A 21,088-nucleotide genomic window follows, 5' to 3' on the forward strand; every position below is an offset into this window, starting at 1 on the left:
TTCAGCGAAAAATAGGATATTTTAGTTATATTCCTTCCCTTCAATCTTGGTATTATCTATGTATCTCAGCCAGACCATTAAAAAAAGTAATCCCCTCGTTCTGTTACAAGGGGACTACTTTTTTTGAAAAACAGCTCCAACTCATTCCATGTGCCAGTATAATCTCTGACGCGGCAATGATCAGATTACTTAAAGAAGTGGCGCTTGGATCAATGTTGCAAAATTAAATTGATGCTGATGGCCATCATTTACAGTAGTGTGACCAGTAACAAAATGCACATGCTTGCCATTTCCAACCGGAATAGCCGGGCCGGTTCTAATCTTTTTCAGATTATGAAAATGGTTCAAAAAATCAGTTTTATTGAGATCAATTTCATGGACATGGCTGTTCCCTACCCGGATTGCTTGCCCCGTAACTCCTGCGAACCGATGGTTATGCCGGTCTGCGCCTGCTTCGGCCAATTTAGTACTGCCTTCAAATTCATGTACGTGACGCTGTGCCTGTTTTGAAGATGTAACTTTCTTTATTCTGGGGTATTTCTTTTGCATGTGTCACCTGCCTCCTTGCCGTAGTAGACTCCATAACATCATATTGAGGCAAAAATTTATATGTGCTAGGCAACTGCTTGAGATCCGAATGTTATTTTTCCGCCTTCACATTTATTTCATTATCGTTGCTCATACATAGGCTCCTACGTCAAACTCGGCCGGTCTGCATATAGATCAAATTGAGTCATAACCACCGGCTTAGCCGATGGTTTTATACGACAGCATAACCCCATAACGTGGGGCTTTTGCATAAAAGGATTCAGATACTTTGCGGGGACCCCAATATATGCTTTCTGAGACGACAAAAAAAGCGGAGGATCGCTCCCCCGCTTCCTTCACTCTTATAAAAAATTAAGACTAATCCACAATTTCAGCAATATCGCCGTTGTTGGCACCTGCAGCGTTGGCTTCGTCTGTGTCGATATGCATGTCGAGCTTAAAGTTGTCGGATACACGTGCAAGCACGTTCTCCAATACCAGACCACGTTCACCGCCAAGGCGTACCTTCAGCATTTGCTTATCGGCGATGCCCCAAGCTTCAGCTTCGGAAGTGTGGAAGTGGATGTGGCGCGCTGCCACGATTACACCTGTTTCCAGCTCAATTTCGCCGGCAGGTCCTTTGATCGTAATGCCTGGTGTGCCTTCAATGTGGCCGGATTCGCGGACAGGGGCTTTCACGCCGAGGCTGAATGCGTCTGTGCGGGATACTTCCAGCTGCGATTGCGGACGCACAGGTCCAAGAATTCTAACCTTGTCGAATTTTCCTTTAGTGCCGATTACGGCTACTTGCTCATTAGCTGCAAATTGTCCGGGTTGGGACAGCGGTTTGAACTCCGTCAATTGATATCCTGGGCCAAACAATGCTTCTACGTGCTCCTGCGTAAGGTGAATATGCCGGGCCGACACACCTACGGGTACAGTCTTGCTCATTGTAATGTCACTCCTTGTATTTTCTCTATTATCTGTACAAGCCACTGAACATTATACATCTATTTCTCCGAAAATAAAAAGCCCCTCTTCATATAGAGGGAGCTTTTTTCGACATTTTACGATATTGGAACAGGATTGTCAAAAAATCGCCACTTACGGGACCGGTATTCACAGCTCAGGGTTGGATTTCCTTTGATGGCAGATTTTTGGCGAGAAAAGCTAAGGCATTCCCGTGCAGCCAGCCGTTCACCGCATCTTCAGGATAACGGGCCAGCAGCAGCTCGGCGAACTCGGCATATTTTCCCGGATGCTCCAGGCCCTCCACCCAGCAATCAATGCCGTCAAAATCCGACCCGAACATGATCTGACCGGAGCCGCCGAGCGAGCAGATATGCTCAATATGCCGCAGGACATCCCCAGCCTTCGCCAACCCGCCATCCCGGACAAACCAGGGGACAAAAGTCAGCCCGATCCGCCCGTCCATTGCGATCAATGCCTTAATCTGCTCATCGCTCAGATTACGCGGGTGTCCGCACACAGCAGCAGCATTGGAATGAGAAGCAATGAAGGGGCGTATGCTCCGTTCCGCAAGCTCCCAGAACCCGGCAGGCGCCAAATGCGATACATCCAGCAGCATTCCGCTCCCATTACACCAATCCACTAGTTTCCGCCCCTGCTCCGTAAAACCGCCGTTCCGCTGCTCCAGCACCCCGTCCGCTGCCCAGTTGGCATAATTCCAGGTTACTCCGATGAAACGCACACCCAGTTCAAAACACAGCTGGGCATAGAACAGATTGCCCTCCAGACCGTCCACACCTTCCAGGGAGAGCATTCCCCGCCCTGTGGGTGTGTTTATCTGCTCTGCTGCCTCCTCCTTCCAGCGAAGCCACTGCAGGCCTCCTATGCCGGCTACTTTATTGCGGAACGACTCGATTTGTCCCAGAATGCGCTCAAAGCTCGCTTTTTCCCGTCGGGTAGACAGATAAACGGCAAAAACCTGCAGTTCGACACCCCCCGCCAGCAAACGGTCCAGGGTTACATCCAGCCGGCTGTCATTCCTGAAATCTATATCCGGTGAAGCCTGCAGCTTGCTAAGCACATCACAGTGAAAATCCGCCACTCTTCGCTGCCTGTTTCTCACCACTGAATAAACCTCGCTTTCGTTTGGGCTTTTGCCCTACTACAAAGCCTATGCTCCCACAACTTATCTTTCAACTTGTCATCTGTAATTTCTTCAGAATAATGAGTGAGGGCGAGAATCACATAAATCCTTATATATACAGCAAAAAACCTGCTTACCGAAGTAAACAGGTTCATTCTAAAAGTTTTGCGGGGACAACTCAAAGATGGGGCTTCGCGCAAAACTCACTTCGAAAATCTACTTATGGGTTTCTATTATCTAGGTTCTACAATCAGTTTAATCGCGGTCCGGTCCTCTCCATCAATCACTATGTCTGTAAAAGCGGGAATGCAGATCAAATCGACACCGCTGGGTGCGACAAATCCCCGGGCAATGGCAACTGCTTTGACGGCTTGGTTCAGTGCTCCGGCTCCAATAGCTTGCAGCTCGGCCGATCCACGTTCACGAAGAACACCTGCTAACGCGCCGGCGACGGAATTAGGATTGGATTTAGCTGATACTTTTAATACATCCATAGTAAGTACCTCCCCTGGGAAAATGATGGTGTTCTTCCACTACTGTAGATGTTATTCGCGTTAGAAGAATTAATTCCTTCTTTTTGCGGACCATTCCGGAGAAATTAGGACAAAAGATACTCTTTCTCGATATAATAAATATCACACTTTACCCAAAACCAACGATTATTCTCAAAAAACCTATTGAATTGGAACCCGACTTAGCTCATGACCCATTCGCCTTCACGCATCCGGATCTTCTCAACACGAGTCGCCTTACCCGTAGCTTCATCAAGTTCTGCGTACAATCCATGCAGTTGCCACTTGCCTTCATCCACTACAAATCTTGCCGGAAGCTGGGTAGTAAATTTATACAGTACCGCATCCTTTTCCATACCCAGAATCCCTTCTCTTGAACCAACCATCCCCGCATCGGTCAAATATGCAGTTCCTCCCGGCAGAATGACTTCGTCGTTGCTCTGCACATGGGTGTGGGTGCCGACCACAATGGAAGCCAGTCCATCCATGAAATAACCCATGGCAATCTTTTCGGAAGTAGCTTCGGCATGAAAATCAACAAGGATGCACTTGTGCTTCTGCCGCAGCTCCTGTACAATCTCTTCACCAATGCGGAACGGATCATCAATAGCCGGCAAAAACGTACGCCCCTGCAGATTGACAATCGCGAGCTGTTTCCCATTCGCTTTGATCACCGTATAGCCGCGGCCTGGCGTGCCTGGAGGAAAATTAGCCGGACGGATAAGCCGAGGCTCATCGTCGATAAATTCAAAAATATCCTTATTGTCCCAAGTATGATTACCCATCGTAATGCCATGCACACCCCAATTGAAAAATTCATTGGCAATGGCTGAGGTAATCCCTCTGCCGGCAGCAGCGTTCTCCCCATTGACGATAATGATATGAGGCTGATATTTATCCTTCAGGGTAGGCAGCATTTCGCGCAGCGCTTTTCTGCCGGTATTCCCGCAAATGTCTCCGATAAATAGAACTTTAATGATATTCTCCTCCTGAAAGAAAAAAGGCCCCGCAGAGGGGCCGATTTCCTTGGTTATTTAGCGTATTCTACTGCCCGTGTCTCGCGGATTACGGTAACCTTGATATGACCCGGATAATCCAGTTCACTCTCGATCATCTTCGTAATGTCGCGGGCCAGCCGGAAAGCTTCGGCATCGTCGATCTTCTCAGGCTGCACCATCACGCGAACCTCGCGGCCCGCCTGAATGGCATAAGATTTCTCCACGCCTTCGAAGGATTCGGAGATCTCCTCCAGCTTTTCCAGACGCTTGATATACGTTTCCAGGGTCTCGCGGCGTGCGCCAGGGCGTGCGGCCGACAAAGCATCGGCTGCTCCAACCAGCATGGCGATAACCGAGGTAGCCTCGCAGTCTCCATGATGGGACGCGATACTGTTGATAACCACCGGATGTTCCTTGTATTTCTTCGCCAGTTCGACGCCGATTTCCACGTGCGAACCTTCCACTTCGTGATCCAGCGCTTTGCCGATATCATGCAGCAGTCCGGCGCGTTTTGCAAGCACGATGTCTTCCCCAAGCTCACCGGCCATCAGTCCAGTCAAATAAGCAACCTCCATGGAGTGCTTAAGTACGTTTTGACCATAGCTCGTACGGAATTTCAGACGGCCCAGGATTTTAATCAGGTCCGGATGCAATCCGTGAACGCCTACCTCGAAGGTAGCCTGTTCACCGTATTCACGTATCCGTTCATCTACTTCCTTACGGGACTTCTCTACCATTTCCTCGATTCGAGCCGGATGGATACGTCCATCCGCTACCAGCTTCTCAAGTGCCGTACGGGCCACTTCGCGTCGAATCGGGTCAAAGCCTGACAGAATAACCGCTTCCGGCGTATCATCAATGATGAGATCAATACCAGTGAGAGTTTCCAGTGCACGAATGTTGCGGCCTTCACGGCCGATAATCCGGCCCTTCATCTCTTCATTAGGCAGTGTTACGACCGACACGGTCGTTTCCGCCACATGATCAGCAGCGCAGCGTTGGATCGCCAATGTAATGATCTCACGGGCTTTCTTGTCCGCTTCTTCTTTGGCCTGCTGCTCAATTTCCTTGATCATCTGTGCGGTTTCGTGGCGAACTTCCTGCTCAACATTGCTCAGAATGATACTTCTGGCATCATCGATGCTCAAATTGGAGATGCGTTCCAGTTCAGTGACTTGATTCTTGTAAATAACATCAATTTGCTGCTGTGTTTCGTCAATTCGTTTCTCTTTGTTAGCTACTTGTTCTTCTTTTCGTTCGAGCGATTCCATTTTTTTATCCAGCGATTCTTCCTTTTGCAGCAAACGTCTCTCTTGCCGTTGGATTTCATTCCGACGCTCACGAGTTTCTTTCTCAGCTTCGGTGCGGATTCTATGGACTTCGTCCTTAGCTTCAAGTACCGTTTCCTTCTTCAGTGCTTCTGCCTCTTTCTTCGCGTTCTCCACGATGACTACGGCTTCCTTCTCAGCACTGGAAATCTTAGCTTCTGCAAGGGATTTACGAATAAAATAACCGAATCCAAAGAATAATGCAGCTACAACGAGAACGATTATGACCCAGATTGCAGGATGCATTCTGTTCACCTCCTCGTTGGTTCCTCCAAGAACAAGCCTTGGGAATTTGTGCAGTTGTTAAACTAATCCGTTCATCACCATACAAAAAACCGGTAATACACCGATTGCCATACTGCACATGCTGCACATGCACACTGCCCGCCTTATCCGGCGATTACATTTCATATGAGTTGTACGCGAACCGCACCATAAGAGTCTGCTTTTTGGGAAGGAAAAAGGATTCTTATTTAGGCCGATTCATGTTATATTTTATTATTTATAAAAAGACATTGTCAAGAGAGTCGATAACTGCATTAAAGTCAAGACAATCAGTCGGGGAAGTAAATTTCCTCTTCATCGCCTTCAAAATCTTCTTCCTCGCGTAAAATATTCAGTACCTGGCGCACCATATCCCCGGAAAATCCCCGCCGCATAAGAAATGCGCCGGTCTTTCTGCGCTTGTCATTCACATCGCCGCGGATCAAATTCCATTTCTTTCTTCCCGTCTGCAAAGCGCTCTCCAGCTCCTGCTCGGGAGTAATATTCTCCAGCGCCTCGGAAATCAGCAGCTTGTCAATGCCCTTCTCGCGCAGTTCCTGACGGATCCACAGCTTGCCTTTGCGCTGGTTCGTAATACGCTGCTCTGCCCATTGCTTGGCATACAGGGGATCATCCAGCAGACGCTCCTGCTGCAGCCGCACCAGAACTTCGGCAATAATAGTCTCTCCTATTTCCTTCTCCCGTAAACGGCGGGCCATCTCCTGAGACGTCCGGGGCTTACGCTCCAGATACCGCAGGCCCTCCACATAAGCCCGCTGGCGTTCATCCGCTACAACGATCTCTTCCAGATCAGTCTTCATGAAAGAGCTGCCTGTAATCATCCGGTACTTAATCATGACATCTTCATGAACGGTCATCTGATAGGTGCCGAAATGAATAATATAACGGTGGTCAGACTTTTTCTGCCGTTCCACCCGTGTAATCACCAGCTGCTCATCCGCAGGAAAATCAGCCAGCACCTGCTCGTCCTGCTCTTCGGGTTCGGGATTTAATTGTATGACCATGGATGGCTCTCACCTCATTGCTATTGTAAGTCTGGTTCATTTTATGAAAAAGCGCCCTGTCAGATCATTCACAGGGCGCTCGATATCTTACCAAGTATTCAATTTAGAAGATTGAATATCAAGTTATTCGATTTCAAGCAGCAGCTTTTCTTCTTCCTCTTGCTCCGCTGCCACATCAGATTCAGTTGGCGCAGCCACAATTGTTGACAGATTGCTTGCTTCACGAATCTTATTCTCAATCAACAGGGCAATATCCTGGTGTTCCTTCAGGAACTGCTTAGAATTCTCACGGCCTTGTCCAAGACGCTCACCTTCGTAAGAGTACCAGGCACCGCTCTTGTTGACGATGTCCATTTCAGTACCAATGTCCACGAGGCTTCCTTCTTTGGAGATTCCTTCACCATACATGATATCAACATCAGCCTGCTTGAACGGAGGAGCTACCTTGTTCTTCACAACCTTGATCTTGGTGCGGTTGCCCACCACATCGTTGCCCATCTTAATGCTCTCAACGCGGCGCACATCCAGACGCACGGAAGAGTAGAATTTCAATGCCCGGCCGCCGGGTGTTGTTTCCGGGTTACCGAACATTACACCAATCTTCTCACGAAGCTGGTTGATGAAGATAGCAATGGTATTCGACTTGTTGATTGCCCCGGACAGCTTCCGCAAAGCCTGAGACATCAGGCGGGCCTGCAAGCCTACATGGGAATCACCCATGTCGCCTTCGATTTCCGCTTTCGGAACCAATGCTGCCACGGAGTCCACTACGATGATGTCGACCGCACCACTGCGGACAAGTGCTTCAGCGATTTCCAGCGCCTGCTCGCCGGTGTCCGGCTGGGACAGCAGCAGCTCATCGATGTTAACGCCAAGCGCGTTAGCGTATTTAGGATCAAGCGCATGCTCAGCATCGATAAATGCAGCTTGTCCGCCAACCTTTTGCACTTCTGCAATCGCATGCAAGGCAACTGTTGTCTTACCGGAAGATTCCGGTCCATATACTTCAATAATACGTCCTTTGGGAAGTCCGCCTATACCTAGTGCAATATCAAGTGCCAAAGATCCGCTAGGTACCACTTCCACCTTCATGTGGTTGGATTCTCCCAATTTCATGATCGAACCTTTACCGAATTGTTTTTCTATTTGACGAAGCGCCATATCAAGCGCCGCACGACGATCTGACAATCAGACCACTTCCTTCACTGTTTATAGTACTATAATAACGTGTTTTGGAGGTCTTGCCAAGCTTTTTTTCGAACATACATTCGTTTTTTTTGTCCTGCGGGGGAATACTCCCTTTTATTGTAAGCCTCCTTCCGGATCTGGTGCTAACCCAGAATATTCGATCACCGGACGCCGGACAGTGCCTTCTTCCAAAGGACAGGCTGCAGGTTCATGCCTATTAATATAACAAAAAACCGCAGCAGGGATGTCTCAGTGCCACGGTTCTTCCGTATACTTGAATTATATACTGGGTATTCAGGTTATTGCAAGGCTGACCCTTCAAGCGGTGTATCCACCTTGCGCTCCTCCAGTCTGCGCCAGAGGCGGTACAGAAGCGACTTCACCGTCCGCAAACGGATGTTCTCCCTCGTACCCTTAAGGTTCAGCTCATAGACCTCGGTAGGCCGGCCGCGTTCCGCCAGTCCGATGAACACAAGCCCGACCGGCTTGCGTTCAGAATATCCCGGACCGGCTACACCGGTAACCGACAATCCGAAATCACTGTCTGCAATCATTCTGACCTGATCCGCCAGCACCTCGGCTACTTCCCGGCTTACCGCGCCCGGCGCATCCGGTCCCTCCAGAAGGGCTGACGGCACATTCAGCAGCTTCTTCTTCATATCATTGGAATAGCATACGATTCCTCCGAGAAACATCGAGGCGCTGCCCGGAATATTCGTAATGCTCTCCATCAGCAGGCCGCCGGTGCAGCTCTCCGCCGCACTCACAGTCAATCCGGCATCCGCCATCCAATCGACGATCAGCTGTTCCAGCGGCACATCGATATTGGCGTACATATGCTCCGGCAGGATCTCCTGAATTGTCTTCTCCAGCACTTCCAGCTTCTGCATGGCCTCCCGTTCAGAAGGGGCTTTGGTGGATATGCGGACCGTTACCTCGCCCTCCTTGGCATAAGGAGCAATAGTCGGATCACTCTGATTCCTAATCAGGTCAATCAGCTTATCCTCCAAAAGGGATTCTCCAATGCCGGCGAACTTAAGCATCTTCGAATAAATCGGCATTTCACCGGTCAGTGCATGCTGCTGCAGCCAAGGTTTGGCCTGGCCTGTGAACATAGGCTTCATCTCACGCGGAGGACCGGGAAGTACAATGTAATATTTGCCTCCGTCTGCAAGCGCAAGGCCCACAGCAAGCCCCGTTTCGTTCGGAAGCGGTGTGGTTCCATCAATGATAAGTGCCTGTTTGCGGTTATTTTCGGTCATTACAATCTTGCGTTCATCAAAAAAACGCTGGACATGATCCATGGCAAGCTGATCAATATGCAGGCTGCGGCCCAGGGAAGCCGCAAGCGCGTCTTTGGTAAGATCATCTTCGGTGGGGCCAATTCCGCCGGTGAAAAGAATGACATCCGCACGGCTGCGGGCAATTTCGATGGCCTGCTGAAGGCGGCTGCTGTTATCCCCAACGACGGTCTGAAAGAACACATCGATTCCAAGCGCCGCCAGCTCCTGGGATAGAAACTGGGCATTGCTGTTTACGATCTGTCCAAGTAAAAGTTCTGTACCAACGGCAATAATTTCCGCTTTCATAGCTGGCTTTCTCCTCCTGGATGTAGAGTAACACAAGTTATATTGGGCTTAGCGGTTAAGCGTTATGAAGCTCCAGCAAATCTTTATTTTTTACGAAATAGTCAATGCCGGAATAGATAGTAACAAGTGCTGCAGCCCAGATGGCAATATCATCTACAGGAATACTGACGAATTGAAACGGAAAGTTATTCAGCAGCAGCAGTGAAATTGCAACAATCTGAATAACAGTCTTTATCTTGCCCCACCTGCTGGCAGCAACCACTTTACCTTCGAGCAGCGCTACCTGGCGCAGTCCGGTTACTGCGAACTCGCGGCTGATAATAACGATTGCGATCCATGAGTCGCATCTGCCCAGTTCCACCAGGGAAATCAGCACAGCCGAGACCAGCAGCTTGTCCGCAAGAGGGTCGAGCAGCTTGCCCAGATTGGTGACCATGTTGTATTTCCGGGCGATATAACCGTCTATGCCATCGGTGCTGGCCGCAAGCAAAAAGATCACCGCTGCAATCAGATGATTAAAGGAAAGCTGGAACGAGCCCCAATGAATCGGTTCCGGATAAAAGCTGAAATTAATCAGCAAGAAAAACATCATAATCGGGATAAGACAAATACGTGCCAGCGTAATGCGGTTAGGCAAATTCACAGAAGTTCCTCCCTTGATCCGTACGAATCCGATATTCCACTATCTCAGGCTGAAACGGCTAGCCGTCCTTGTAAAAGCTTATGCTTGGTTCCGAAGCAGCGATACTACGTATCGCTTTAAGGTACCCGTTTCAGCAGAAATAGAAGGATAATTTATAGTACGAAGCATATATTCTTACATTTTCTAAAAAACTGCTTACGCAAGTATATTATAGCCCTATGTAGGTGTCAAAAAAACACAAAGCACCCCGCAGGCGAGAAATCAGCAAGCAGTGCGGGGTACGAAAATCTTACTTTAAGTTATTAAACTGCAGATCCAGCGGTAAATCGGCTTTGCGCAGAATCTGGATAATCTGCTGCAGATCATCACGGCTTTTGCCGGTTACGCGGATTTGGTCCCCCTGGATTTGACTTTTCACCTTCAGCTTCGAATCACGGATCAGAATGTTGATTTTTTTGGCATTTTCCTGATCAATTCCCTGCTTAAGACCCAGACGCTGGCGCACAGTGCCCAGAGAAGCCGGTTCAACTTTGCCAAAATCCAGATTCTTGAGTGTAATGCCGCGCTTGACCATCTTCGACTGTAAAATATCGATGACGGCATTCAGCTTGTATTCATCTTCTGAAGCGATAATAAGCGCATCCTTCTCCAGCTTCAGACTGCTCTTGCTGTTCTTGAAGTCAAAGCGGTTATCGATCTCCTTCTCCGTCTGGTGAACAGCATTGGTCAACTCCTGCATGTCCATTTTGGACACGATATCAAATGAACTTTCCGAACTCAATTCATCCACTTCCTTTGTTAGCAAATATTCTTTTCCTATTATATGAGAAAGGAACTCTTAAGTCTAATTTGGCAGATAAAACCCGACACACAAAACAGCCCCACCAAAGTGGAGCCGTTCTGTGTAAAGGCAGGAACCCTCTTCCCCCAGATCCGATGAATGGGGAGACGCCGCGTGTCGCTATTGTCTGCTGCGTGAGGGGGCCCGGAACATATCCAAAATCCCGAGCAGAATATGTGCCAGTCCAAAGCCCAAAATGCCATAACCCCAGGCACTCGGTGTCAGATAGTAACCGAGGAGACTGACGATAATACCAAGCCCTGTTACGATCCAGCTAGCGGTCATGAGAGAATACACCTCACTTTGGCGTAAGAACTGTAAATCAGTCTTAGGTTCTCCTAAAAGCCAAAGTATATACATTGGATGCTCATTCGGGAGTTGTATTCTCCTGATTGGTTACATTGTCCTGGCTTCCCTCAGTGCCGCTGTTCTGTGTTCCTGTTGGGTCTCCGGACGCTGAGCTATCATCCAGCTCCAGAAGAAGCCGGGATGAGGTTTTGCCGTCTGTGATTACTTGTCCGTTGACTGTTATTTCCGTAGCCGGGGAGTACCCGGACTTAATGTACATGCCTTCACTGTCGAGCGTGAAGCTCAGGTTGTCCCCGGCAGCAGTATTGCCGAAGCTCAGCTTCTCTCCTTTGGAGTTCTCGCCTTTGTAGACTTCAAGCCAGCTCACCCCACTCGCAGCGATCTGCACCTGAACAGCGCTTCCAGCAGGTGCTGACACCTTATACACCGTCGTTTTTCCCGATTTGCGGTCCTGAGTGACCGTAACCTCCTCGGAGGATGGGGATGGGGATGGAGATGGTGAAGCCGATGGAGCTGTTGTCGCCTCAGGAGTTGCTGTGCCCGAACCGGCACCTGCCGAAGCGGAAGGCGCTGCAACACCTCCTCCCACTGCAGTAGGTGAAGGCTGAACCTTCGATGGATCCTGTGTAGCCGTGGTCAGACTGCCAGGTTCGGCTTTGTCCGGTTCCGGTTTGTTCATATTGGAAGAAGCGTACATGTAAATCACCACGATAATAAGCACGGGAAAGGTCCACATCAGAACTGTTGGCAGCCATTTCGCATTCCGTTCCGTTTCTGGTCTGCGGCTGCGCTTCTGTATCACTGTTTCCATCGGTGTCTCTACCGGAGCGGCAGGCACGTTGCCGTGCTCCTCCATCAGCTCGTCGGGATTTACATCCACGGCCTCCGCATAGGTTTTGATGAATGCCCGGACATAAAAGCTTCCCGGCAACACCTTATAATCCCCCGCTTCGATGGCTTCTAAATATTTTTTGCGGATTTTCGTTACTTCCTGGACATCATCAAGGCTCATCCCTTTTTGCAGACGCGCCTCCTTCAAATGCCGGCCCAGTTCCGACATACCATCACCTCCTAAGTGTGTAGTGCCGCTATCAGCAGCTTTTTATAGATCATCACTGTAGCTCGTCGTGAACGAGTCGTACAATATCTCTTCGCTTGGTATATTGCGCAGCTCGATAATAATATCGAAATTATCATAGGTGTATTCAGATTCCCGCACAAAAATATCCGGGTGCTCAATCACCTTCGTGCTTGGCATGCTCATCACATGCTGCAGCAGATTATAGTGCTTCTCGTTGGAACGGATCGTGCTGACAATACCGTCAATAATGAATACATTGTGCGGATTCATTTCATCTTCAGCGAGCTGGCTGCGCACCGTCTGGCGCAATAACGTCGAAGAGACAAACGTCCAGCGCTTCATGGCGCAGACACTGCCGGCGATAATCGATTCCGTCTTGCCGACACGCGGCATGCCCCGAAGACCTATAACCTGATTTCCTTCCCGTTTAAACAGCTCACCGAGAAAATCAACCAGCAGCCCCAGTTCATCCCTGGTGAACCGGAACGTCTTGCGGTCATCCGAGTCACGGTCGATATAGCGCCCATGCCGTACGGCCAGCTTGTCAACAAGCCGCGGGGAACGCAGCGCAGTCACCGTTATATTATCAACTTTTTTGAGCATTTCGCCCATCAGCATGATTTTTTCATCGTCACTTGTTTCCAGCAGCATTCCGCGGGTCTTGCCTTCTACTCCGTTAATGGTCAGGATATTGACCTCCAGCATTCCGAGCATTGAAGCGATATCACCAAGCAGACCAGGTCTGTTCTTATGTATCTTATACTCCATGTACCATTGTTTATATTCCACTTGCTACACCTCATAGATTCCTTTTCCCGTAACTTTGCGGCATACACCAAAAAAAGCCGGCTTCGGCAAAGTGTTCTGAACACGGGTCATGTTAATGATATATAAAATAATTTTGAAAGGCAAGGACACTATTGTAATAATTGCAGAAAAGCTCCCGCGAGGGGAGCTTGTTCCGCGAGCTATGCGTTTTTCTTCGCCAGCTTCACCATGAGGGAAGCAATGGTATGCTTCTCATCATCCGTGCCGACATCCCACAGCTCTTTGATCGCCCGGTTGGAGTAATTACCCGGATCGACTTTTTTATCGAGAAACTCCCCGATTTCAAAAGCCAGCTTGGAAATGGTTTCTTCGCTCATCCCCATTTTTTCAGCCTGAATGACCCGGTCTCCCAGAAAGCTCTTCCAGGTATCAAAGTTCTTCACTACGGAGTCTGTTGACATCTTAAATCCTCCTCAAAATGTTGTGGGTTACGTGAGATTTAAAAGCAACAGTTATAATATGTCTCCGCCCGGATATTCTTATGCTGGAGCATTTCTCCAAGTCCAAGTAAAAGCAGGTGCCCCCGTAATGTGGCGGCACCCGCTTTAGTGGGGAATAATGACTGCATTTAAACTTCAGGTGATCCACCCGCCGTTCGGACTGATGATCTGCCCGGTAATATAACCGGATTCCGGAAGCGCCAGAAAATACACCAGCGAAGAGATCTCCTCTGGAGAAGCCAGACGTCCTGCCGGAATCTCCTCCTCCAGCATCCGCATCTCATCCGCCTGCAGGCCGGCGAGCATCGCCGTCTGTACGGCTCCAGGGGCTACGGCATTGACCGTGACACCCGATGGGGCCAATTCCTTCGCAAGTGCCTTAGTAAAGGCATTCACACCGCCTTTGCTGGCGGAATAAGCGACCTCACAGGAGGCGCCGGAAATTCCCCAGACCGAGGATACATTGATAATCCGTCCATACCGCTGGGACACCATATATGGCATAAAAATCTGGCTGCACAGGAAGGTGCCTTTCAGATTGACCGCCATGATCTCGTCCCATTCTTCCTCAGTCACATCCGCCAGCATCCCGTAATGCGCCTTGCCGGCGTTATTTACCAGAATATCCGGCTGCATTCCGCTGATTGCGAGCCTTTCGGCCATGCGCACAAGCTGGCTGCGGTCCTTCATATCCGCAGCCACTGTCATTACCTTGGCTCCAAGCGCCATACAGCGCCGGGCCACATCATTCGCCGCTTCGTGCGAATTCATATAATGAATCACAATATTCATTCCGACCGAGGCAAAGCGCTCGGCAATCGCACCGCCGATTCCCCCGCTGCCTCCGGTAATAAGCACGGTCATTTCCCCGATTGGTTTGCTGTTCTCTCCCGAAAGCGTCATTAAGGGCTCACCACAAGCGACACTGCAAGCTGCTCCCAGTCGACATGCGAGCGCAGACGTTCGTTGACTTCTTCCAGGGTGATCGATTCATAAAGCGGAAGCACTTCAAAAAGGTCCCCTCCGCGGAACTGGTACCGCGTGAATTCATGGGCAATGCTCTCAGGCGAATTCAGCATGCGCAGATAGCCGCCGATTTTCTTTTTGCGGGCCCGTTCAAAATCCTTCTCCGCAAAACCAGACTCCAGCACGAGATTAATTTCTTCTTTAATCCGCTTCAGCAGCAGATCAGTGTCTTTGGTATCACCGCCGATAGCCGAAAACGCATATTGCGGCGAGCTGTTGAATTCATGTCCGAAGCTGTCCGAAATCAGCTCTTCGTCATACAGTTTCTGGTACAGTGCCGTACTGCTCCCGAGCAGCAGGTCCAGCATCAGCTTGGTCGTCAAATCGCGGCGCACCGCAGCTTCCCCGGTCAGGCCCTCCGCCTTTTCCTTGAAGCCAAACAGCATTTTCGGCATGGATACCGCCAGTCTGCTCTCCTTGACTTTTGTGGCCACCTGGGCAGGCTCTTCCTCAAATATACGCTGGATTTCACCCTGCTTGCCGTAAGATTTGCTGTTCTGGTTGCTGCGGACCAGCTCGAACACCTTCTCCGGATCGACTCCGCCGACTACAAACAACAGCATATTGCTGGGATGGTAGAAGGAATTGTAGCAGGTATACAAGGTTTCTTTGGTAATCGTGGCAATCGATTCGATGGTACCGGCAATATCGATATGGACCGGATGTTTGGAATACATGGCTTCGATCAAACCAAAATAAACGCGCCAGTCGGGATTATCCGCATACATGTTGATTTCCTGGCCGATGATGCCCTTTTCCTTCTCCACATTCTCATCGGTGAAATAAGGCCGCTGCACGAAATCCACAAGCGTACTCAGGTTGGTCTCGATATTTTCAGTTGCCGAAAAGAGGTATACCGTCTGGTCAAAGCTGGTGAACGCATTGGCTGAAGCTCCGTTGGAGGCAAAGGTGGCGAAAATATCGCCTTCCGGCTCCTCGAACATTTTATGCTCCAGAAAGTGGGCTATGCCGTCAGGAACTGTCGTTTCTTCGCTCCCTGCAACCTTGAAATGATTATCCACCGACCCGTATTTGGTTGCAAAGGTAGCATAGGTTTTGAGAAAAGCCGGCTTCGGCAGCACATACACCTGCAGACCGTTATCCATAACCTCGTGATACAGCGTTTCTTGAAGTTTCTCGTAATGAATCTTTTCCACCGCTATTCCCCCTTCCCTGTCAGAAAATAAATCGTATCCAGCTCAAAGGTCCCGGCCGCAGCCTTCACATCTTCTGCTCCCGTGCTGTCTACCTGAGCCAGGAGTTCCTGGGCGGAGCGGTCTTTTCCGGACAACTGGCGGTTGAAATCAAAGGAAATCATTTCAAAAGCGGAGTCCTGAATTTCGGAGAGCAGATTGCGGATCATGGCTTTGGTCTGGCTCAGCTCCAGCTCGGTGATATTCCCGGCCTGGAGCTCATCCAGCTGCCTGCGGATAATGTCCACGGCTTTGCTGTAATTCTGTGTCTCAATCCCCGATTGAATCGTGCCAATGCCTTTATGACCGTCATAACGCGAGGATGCGTAATAAGCCAGGCTCTCTTTCTCCCGCACGTTCACAAACAGCTTGGAGTGCGGATATCCGCCCAGAATGCCGTTATACATAAGCGCTGAAGCATACCTGTCGTCTTTGTAAGTAATTGAGGTGCGCAGACCCATGTTAAGCTTCCCTTGACTGACATCGAGCTTCTCTTCCACCGTGCGGACCTCAGAAACGGTTACCGGTGAAAAATTGGAGGAATATCCCGCTGTGTTCCCATGGGCACGGCCGAAATGGCGGGTTACCAGCTTCTCAACTTCCTCAGGGGTGGTGTCACCTACAACATACAGGTCGAGAATGGCCCCGCCCAGCCAGGAATTATAGGACTGATAGAGCGATTCAGGGGTAATGCCGTCGAGGTCGGCTCTTTGGCCCAGCGGGTGAAGACGATAAGGTTCCTTCCGGCACATTTCTTCAATGCAGCGTTCGGCAGCATAACGGATTTTGTCGTTGACGATGGCCTCCAGCTTCTTGCGCACGGTTTCGCGCTCTGTAGCTACATAGGAAGCACGGAAACACCCTGCCTCCAGCAGCGGCTTCGTCAGCACCTCTCCGAGAAACGCAAACGATTCGCCCAGCAGGCTTTCTTTGCTCTGCACGAAGGAATCATTGATCGTATCCATGCGAAACTGGACAATCTGATAGTCGCCTCTTTTATAAATGTCAAAACCGAAACCGGCCCCGTACAGCTCCTCCAAACGCTCACGGAACTGTGTGGTTTCGGGATAATTCGCCGTCCCTCTGCGCAGCACAAAGGGAATTAGCGCAGTCGGGGTTACCGTATTTTCATCAAGCGGAACACCGGCATAGAGTGAGATGGCGAATGTCTTGAACGCCTTGGTCGGCAGGACGTGAATACGCATACCTGCGGCGCTGCCATGTTGGAATCCAATATTTGTCAAGTCCAAAACTCCTTTGCAGCGGGGATAACTGTCATATAAGCTGAACTTAAGAGTAATGGCAAGCTGAATTCTTAAGTTCACACTCCATACAACAAGTTTATGAAGTATTATCCATTCTAAACCATTCCAAAGTAAGGAAGCAACCGGAAGCAGGCTGCCGGTTGCTCTTGGTCGATTTCTGTCTGATATGTGCTATCTTATTGCTGGCTACATGCAGAAAATATGCTGGCCGATGGTCTTCACCTGCGGACGGCCCCAGATCCATTTGGAAGTGGCTGTCTTCGGATTGAAGTAATAAATGCAGCCGCCGGAAGGGTCCCAGCCGTTGAGGGCCTGCTGCACCGCTTTGCGCGCCTGTTCATTCGGCTCAAGATAAATCTGCCCGTCTGCTACTGCGGTGAAAGCGCCCGGCTGAAAAATCACACCGGAAGGTGTATTCGGAAAGCTTGGTGATTTCACCCGGTTCAGAATCACTGCGGCCACAGCAACCTGGCCTTCAAACGGTTCACCGCGCGACTCTCCATATACGGCATTGGCCATAATCTTGAGATCATTCTCCGACAACCCCATGGTGTTGCCTGAGCTAAGTTCGGCTGTATTCGTGTTAGCCGCATTTGAAGCTCCGGCGTTTCCGTTGCCTCCATTCTTCTTGGCGGTGCTGGTTGAAGGTTCTGTAGGCTTCCAGGCTTTGGTGGCGTTATAGAGCTTCAGCTTTGTTTTGGCCCCGACAACACCGTCAGCTTTCATCCCAAATTTCCACTGGAACCAGGTAACTGCATTTTTAGTTTTGGCCCCGAATTGGCTGTCTATGGCACCTGCATAAAATCCGAGATGCTTGAGCCTGCCCTGCAGCTCGTAGACATCCTGTCCGGAAGAACCCACCTTAAGCAGGGTCGTCCCAAATGCAGGCAGTGCCTCTTCCTCCGGAACAGTGCTCCCCGTCGTTGGAGATGTATGATTATTCTGATTTGCGTAGACTGCACCTGGTTCCTTGATAAGAATAGCTGTGAATGGTGCAGCTGCCAGTGTAAGGGTTAGTGCGGCAAATATCCATTGCTTATGCTTTGTCATTGGGGATCGCTCTACCTTTCTCTTGTAAGTTCTGCATGGATGGCTAAAGTTATTATGACGACTGGCAGGGCATCCTATGCATTACCGCCTTCGAAACAAGCTGTCTCGGTCGATCCGTTTGACTTGGAATGCAACAACCCCCTTTCCTTAAGGAAAGGGGGTTGTTGCCGAAAAAATAAAAGCAATAGCTAAGAGCTAATCCGGTTATGCTGGTATTGCTCTAGCGACATCAACACCTCGCGAGGTTTACTGCCCTCGTATGGCCCGATCACGCTCCGGGCCTCCATCGCATCGATCAGCCGCGCAGCGCGGGTATAACCGACACGCATGCGCCGCTGAAGCAGCGATACCGATGCTTGCTTTGCTTCCAGCACAATCTGTACCGCCTGCTCATACAATTCATCCTGCGGCTCATTGTCTTCAGTTACCGTGTCATCCACTTCAGGGACAATGGACTCATCGTAATTGGCTTCCCCTTGGCTGCTGACATACTGGACAATGGTTTCCACTTCCTGATCGCTCATAAAAGCACCCTGGACGCGTATCGGCTTAGAAGCGCCCATAGGCAGGAAGAGCATATCGCCCCGCCCCAGCAGCTTCTCCGCTCCCGGCATATCCAGAATGGTCCGCGAATCAACATTAGAGGATACCCCGAACGCAATACGTGAAGGAATATTAGCTTTAATGAGTCCAGTGATGACATCGACTGACGGGCGCTGGGTTGCAATGATTAAGTGGATGCCTGCTGCTCGGGCCATTTGGGCCAGGCGACAGATCGCATCCTCGACATCGCTCGCCGCAACCATCATGAGATCGGCAAGCTCGTCCACAATCACAACAATATAGGGCAGCACCGCAGCCGGGTTATCCTTCATCAGATTATTGTAGCCTTCAACATTCCGTGTGCCCGATTTGGAGAATAGTTCATATCTTTTCTCCATTTCAACCACGATTTTCTTCAGCGCCAGACTGGCCCGCTTGGGATCTGTAACGACTGGAGCGAGCAGATGAGGAATCCCGTTATACACATTAAGCTCAACCATCTTGGGGTCAACCATCAGAAACTTAACCTCATTCGGTTTGGCCTTATATAAAATGCTGGTTATAATGCCGTTAATGCAGACAGACTTCCCGGAACCCGTTGCTCCCGCTACGAGGAGATGGGGCATCTTGGCTAAATTGCCGACAATGGTCTGCCCGGAAATATCGCGCCCGAAGGCAATCGATAACCTGGATTCGGCATCCTGGAAAATCTGGGTCTCCATAACCTCGCGCATGGTTACGACCGACACCTCCGGATTGGGCACTTCAATCCCGATGGCAGACTTACCTGGAATAGGCGCCTCCATACGGATATCCTTGGCCGCCAGGGCCAGCGCAATATCATCCGTCAGATTCACAATGCGGCTGACCTTGACGCCGATATCCGGTTGAATCTCGTACCTTGTCACCGCTGGTCCCCTAACAACCTCAAGCACCTTCGCCCGCACGCCAAAGCTCTCCAGGGTGGCTTCCAGCTTGCGTGCTGTCTGCATGTAATCATTCTGGTCACCAGCTTTGGCTCCGTTGTTAGGCTTGGCCAAAAGCCGGAAAGGCGGCAGCTTGTACGGCTTGGGCGGAGGAGGAAGCGGTACGGGAACCGGCTCTCCGCCCTCCGCCGAATCCAGCAGCCCGTTCAGTTCGAGCGGAGCCAGATCCTCTTCCGGCACCTCCTCAGCCGGGACACCTCCGTGAACCGGAGGTATCGCTGAAACGGCTTCCCTGACCGCTCCATTGCGCGCTGCAGGAGAAAATTCGCTCCACTCTTCGCGATCTTCCGCATTCAAGCCTTCCGCGCGGATATGCTCGAAGAAATCACGAATAATCGGAGTAACAGGCTCCGCATCATCACCAATATAATCCTCGTCATCGTCCGGCTGAGACAAATCCCCGCCGGGGAGACCCGAGATAATAGGATTGGAAGGAGTGCCGGTAAACACCGCATCTGCATCTTCATCCGCTGAATGGCCTTCGCCGGCAGGTTGTCCGGTCCTTGCCCCTCCGCTGAACCAGCCCCCGATTCTCCGCAGGAACTGCGGCTGGTTGCGGCTTGGAAGCTGCTGTTCGTCCTCATCCTCATCGCCGTCATCCTGCACAGGCTGTGGAGCGGCTGTCCTTCCGGTTCTGGCAGGCCTAGTGTTCACCGGTACGGCAGCCGGCCGGTTGGCGGCCTTCTGCCGGATGCCTTCCGCCAGCTTTACTACCCGGACCCGCAGCAAAGTAAACAGCTCTACATAGGAGAGGTTCGTGATCAGCATGAAGCTGATCGCCAGCATAACGATCATGAGCAGCTTGGCACCCAGACTGCCGAACAACCACAGCAATGCTGCGTATTCCAGTGCCCCCACGTAACCTCCGCTGATGTCCTTGCCAAGCATGTATACTTCACTGCCGCCCGCACCGGATGAGAGCGAACCTGACAGATCATTATGTATTTGGGCAAGCACATTGCCAGGATGAAGCATCGATAACGGGCCCAGTTTCTGTTCCATGGCCGAGATCGTGCTCATCAGGCACATAGACAGCACCAGCAGCAGCGCACCCGAATGGCGGCTTGTCCATTTGGAAGGCCACCTCCGGTGAATCATTACCATCAATCCATAAAAAATACCTACCAGCGGCAGCACAAAATAGAATCTGCCGAATAAATAGCCTGATATATTCGAGAGAGAGCGCCCTACCGCTGCCTCACCGGATAATGCGATGACGGAGATTGTAATCAGCATAATCCCGTAAATTTCATATTTTAAAACGCTGCCGAGCAGCGCTTTTTTCTTTTTCTTTCTTCGTTTAGCCACAACAGCCACCCCCGGAACAATATTATACCA

The 21,088-nt window shown here is 50.4% G+C and carries 20 protein-coding genes; all 20 read right to left on the bottom strand.

Annotation, left to right across the window (positions count from 1 at the left end; all coding sequences use genetic code 11):
- Positions 1 to 189: 189 nt before the first annotated feature.
- The 20 genes from PGRAT_RS17355 to PGRAT_RS17445 all read right to left on the bottom strand — a co-directional run bounded on the left by PGRAT_RS17355 (position 190) and on the right by PGRAT_RS17445 (position 21,058).
- On the bottom strand, positions 190 to 549 hold the full coding sequence (locus PGRAT_RS17355) for a YmaF family protein (protein WP_025704691.1): 360 nt from the start codon (positions 547 to 549) through the stop codon (positions 190 to 192).
- Between the two features lie 357 nt (positions 550 to 906).
- Positions 907 to 1,479: a phosphate propanoyltransferase gene (pduL, locus tag PGRAT_RS17360; protein WP_025704690.1), complete on the bottom strand. Its 573-nt coding sequence runs from the start codon at positions 1,477 to 1,479 to the stop codon at positions 907 to 909.
- A 175-nt stretch (positions 1,480 to 1,654) separates the two neighbouring features.
- Positions 1,655 to 2,623, bottom strand: a complete 969-nt coding sequence (locus PGRAT_RS17365; protein ID WP_036704071.1) for a dipeptidase — start codon at positions 2,621 to 2,623, stop codon at positions 1,655 to 1,657.
- Positions 2,624 to 2,874: 251 nt separating this feature from the next.
- Complete coding sequence (locus PGRAT_RS17370; RefSeq protein ID WP_019910496.1) at positions 2,875 to 3,135, bottom strand: stage V sporulation protein S; 261 nt, start codon at positions 3,133 to 3,135, stop codon at positions 2,875 to 2,877.
- 200 nt (positions 3,136 to 3,335) lie between these two features.
- Positions 3,336 to 4,130 carry a TIGR00282 family metallophosphoesterase gene (locus PGRAT_RS17375; protein ID WP_025704688.1) on the bottom strand — a complete coding sequence of 265 codons (795 nt, stop codon included), beginning with the start codon at positions 4,128 to 4,130 and terminating at the stop codon, positions 3,336 to 3,338.
- A 53-nt stretch (positions 4,131 to 4,183) separates the two neighbouring features.
- Entirely contained in the window at positions 4,184 to 5,725 is a 1,542-nt protein-coding gene (gene rny, locus PGRAT_RS17380; RefSeq protein WP_020428001.1) for a ribonuclease Y, read from the bottom strand.
- A 308-nt stretch (positions 5,726 to 6,033) separates the two neighbouring features.
- Positions 6,034 to 6,768 (bottom strand): regulatory protein RecX, encoded by a 735-nt coding sequence (locus PGRAT_RS17385; RefSeq protein WP_025704687.1) that lies wholly within the window; start codon positions 6,766 to 6,768, stop codon positions 6,034 to 6,036.
- A 123-nt stretch (positions 6,769 to 6,891) separates the two neighbouring features.
- The gene (recA, locus tag PGRAT_RS17390; protein WP_025704686.1) at positions 6,892 to 7,956 is read right to left on the bottom strand and encodes a recombinase RecA; all 1,065 of its coding nucleotides are present in this window, start codon (positions 7,954 to 7,956) and stop codon (positions 6,892 to 6,894) included.
- 299 nt (positions 7,957 to 8,255) lie between these two features.
- Positions 8,256 to 9,545 carry a competence/damage-inducible protein A gene (locus PGRAT_RS17395; RefSeq protein ID WP_025704685.1) on the bottom strand — a complete coding sequence of 430 codons (1,290 nt, stop codon included), beginning with the start codon at positions 9,543 to 9,545 and terminating at the stop codon, positions 8,256 to 8,258.
- Between the two features lie 55 nt (positions 9,546 to 9,600).
- Complete coding sequence (gene pgsA / locus PGRAT_RS17400) at positions 9,601 to 10,188, bottom strand: CDP-diacylglycerol--glycerol-3-phosphate 3-phosphatidyltransferase (RefSeq protein ID WP_025704684.1); 588 nt, start codon at positions 10,186 to 10,188, stop codon at positions 9,601 to 9,603.
- A 289-nt stretch (positions 10,189 to 10,477) separates the two neighbouring features.
- Entirely contained in the window at positions 10,478 to 10,969 is a 492-nt protein-coding gene (locus PGRAT_RS17405; RefSeq protein ID WP_025704683.1) for a YajQ family cyclic di-GMP-binding protein, read from the bottom strand.
- A gap of 180 nt (positions 10,970 to 11,149) precedes the next feature.
- Positions 11,150 to 11,314, bottom strand: coding sequence for a hypothetical protein (locus PGRAT_RS33760; RefSeq protein WP_167330793.1), 165 nt, complete (start codon positions 11,312 to 11,314; stop codon positions 11,150 to 11,152).
- Positions 11,315 to 11,396: 82 nt separating this feature from the next.
- Positions 11,397 to 12,398 (bottom strand): RodZ domain-containing protein, encoded by a 1,002-nt coding sequence (locus PGRAT_RS17410; protein ID WP_025704682.1) that lies wholly within the window; start codon positions 12,396 to 12,398, stop codon positions 11,397 to 11,399.
- Between the two features lie 42 nt (positions 12,399 to 12,440).
- Positions 12,441 to 13,208 carry a DUF3388 domain-containing protein gene (locus PGRAT_RS17415; RefSeq protein WP_025704681.1) on the bottom strand — a complete coding sequence of 256 codons (768 nt, stop codon included), beginning with the start codon at positions 13,206 to 13,208 and terminating at the stop codon, positions 12,441 to 12,443.
- 179 nt (positions 13,209 to 13,387) lie between these two features.
- The gene (locus tag PGRAT_RS17420) at positions 13,388 to 13,648 is read right to left on the bottom strand and encodes a DUF3243 domain-containing protein (protein WP_025704680.1); all 261 of its coding nucleotides are present in this window, start codon (positions 13,646 to 13,648) and stop codon (positions 13,388 to 13,390) included.
- A 174-nt stretch (positions 13,649 to 13,822) separates the two neighbouring features.
- On the bottom strand, positions 13,823 to 14,590 hold the full coding sequence (ymfI, locus tag PGRAT_RS17425; protein WP_025704679.1) for an elongation factor P 5-aminopentanone reductase: 768 nt from the start codon (positions 14,588 to 14,590) through the stop codon (positions 13,823 to 13,825).
- On the bottom strand, positions 14,590 to 15,870 hold the full coding sequence (gene yfmH, locus PGRAT_RS17430) for an EF-P 5-aminopentanol modification-associated protein YfmH (RefSeq protein ID WP_025704678.1): 1,281 nt from the start codon (positions 15,868 to 15,870) through the stop codon (positions 14,590 to 14,592). Before yfmH ends, ymfI begins: the two co-directional genes overlap by 1 nt.
- 2 nt (positions 15,871 to 15,872) lie before the next feature.
- Positions 15,873 to 17,111, bottom strand: a complete 1,239-nt coding sequence (gene yfmF, locus PGRAT_RS17435) for an EF-P 5-aminopentanol modification-associated protein YfmF (RefSeq protein ID WP_420329498.1) — start codon at positions 17,109 to 17,111, stop codon at positions 15,873 to 15,875.
- 246 nt (positions 17,112 to 17,357) lie between these two features.
- The gene (gene sleB, locus PGRAT_RS17440; protein WP_025704676.1) at positions 17,358 to 18,221 is read right to left on the bottom strand and encodes a spore cortex-lytic enzyme; all 864 of its coding nucleotides are present in this window, start codon (positions 18,219 to 18,221) and stop codon (positions 17,358 to 17,360) included.
- Between the two features lie 188 nt (positions 18,222 to 18,409).
- Positions 18,410 to 21,058 (bottom strand): FtsK/SpoIIIE family DNA translocase, encoded by a 2,649-nt coding sequence (locus PGRAT_RS17445; protein ID WP_025704675.1) that lies wholly within the window; start codon positions 21,056 to 21,058, stop codon positions 18,410 to 18,412.
- Between the last annotated feature and the right edge of the window lie 30 nt (positions 21,059 to 21,088).

Origin of the sequence: Paenibacillus graminis, from assembly GCF_000758705.1 — a bacterium.
Taxonomy (GTDB): Bacteria; Bacillota; Bacilli; order Paenibacillales; family Paenibacillaceae; genus Paenibacillus_AQ; species Paenibacillus_AQ graminis.

Coding starts and splice junctions, on each gene's coding strand:
- PGRAT_RS17355 (WP_025704691.1), bottom strand. CDS start 549: ATGCAAAAGAAATACCCCAGAATAAAGAAAGTTACATCTTCAAAACAG.
- pduL (WP_025704690.1), bottom strand. CDS start 1,479: ATGAGCAAGACTGTACCCGTAGGTGTGTCGGCCCGGCATATTCACCTT.
- PGRAT_RS17370 (WP_019910496.1), bottom strand. CDS start 3,135: ATGGATGTATTAAAAGTATCAGCTAAATCCAATCCTAATTCCGTCGCC.
- rny (WP_020428001.1), bottom strand. CDS start 5,725: ATGCATCCTGCAATCTGGGTCATAATCGTTCTCGTTGTAGCTGCATTA.
- PGRAT_RS17385 (WP_025704687.1), bottom strand. CDS start 6,768: ATGGTCATACAATTAAATCCCGAACCCGAAGAGCAGGACGAGCAGGTG.
- PGRAT_RS17395 (WP_025704685.1), bottom strand. CDS start 9,545: ATGAAAGCGGAAATTATTGCCGTTGGTACAGAACTTTTACTTGGACAG.
- PGRAT_RS33760 (WP_167330793.1), bottom strand. CDS start 11,314: ATGACCGCTAGCTGGATCGTAACAGGGCTTGGTATTATCGTCAGTCTC.
- PGRAT_RS17410 (WP_025704682.1), bottom strand. CDS start 12,398: ATGTCGGAACTGGGCCGGCATTTGAAGGAGGCGCGTCTGCAAAAAGGG.
- PGRAT_RS17420 (WP_025704680.1), bottom strand. CDS start 13,648: ATGTCAACAGACTCCGTAGTGAAGAACTTTGATACCTGGAAGAGCTTT.
- ymfI (WP_025704679.1), bottom strand. CDS start 14,590: ATGACGCTTTCGGGAGAGAACAGCAAACCAATCGGGGAAATGACCGTG.
- yfmF (WP_420329498.1), bottom strand. CDS start 17,111: ATGCGTATTCACGTCCTGCCGACCAAGGCGTTCAAGACATTCGCCATC.
- sleB (WP_025704676.1), bottom strand. CDS start 18,221: ATGACAAAGCATAAGCAATGGATATTTGCCGCACTAACCCTTACACTG.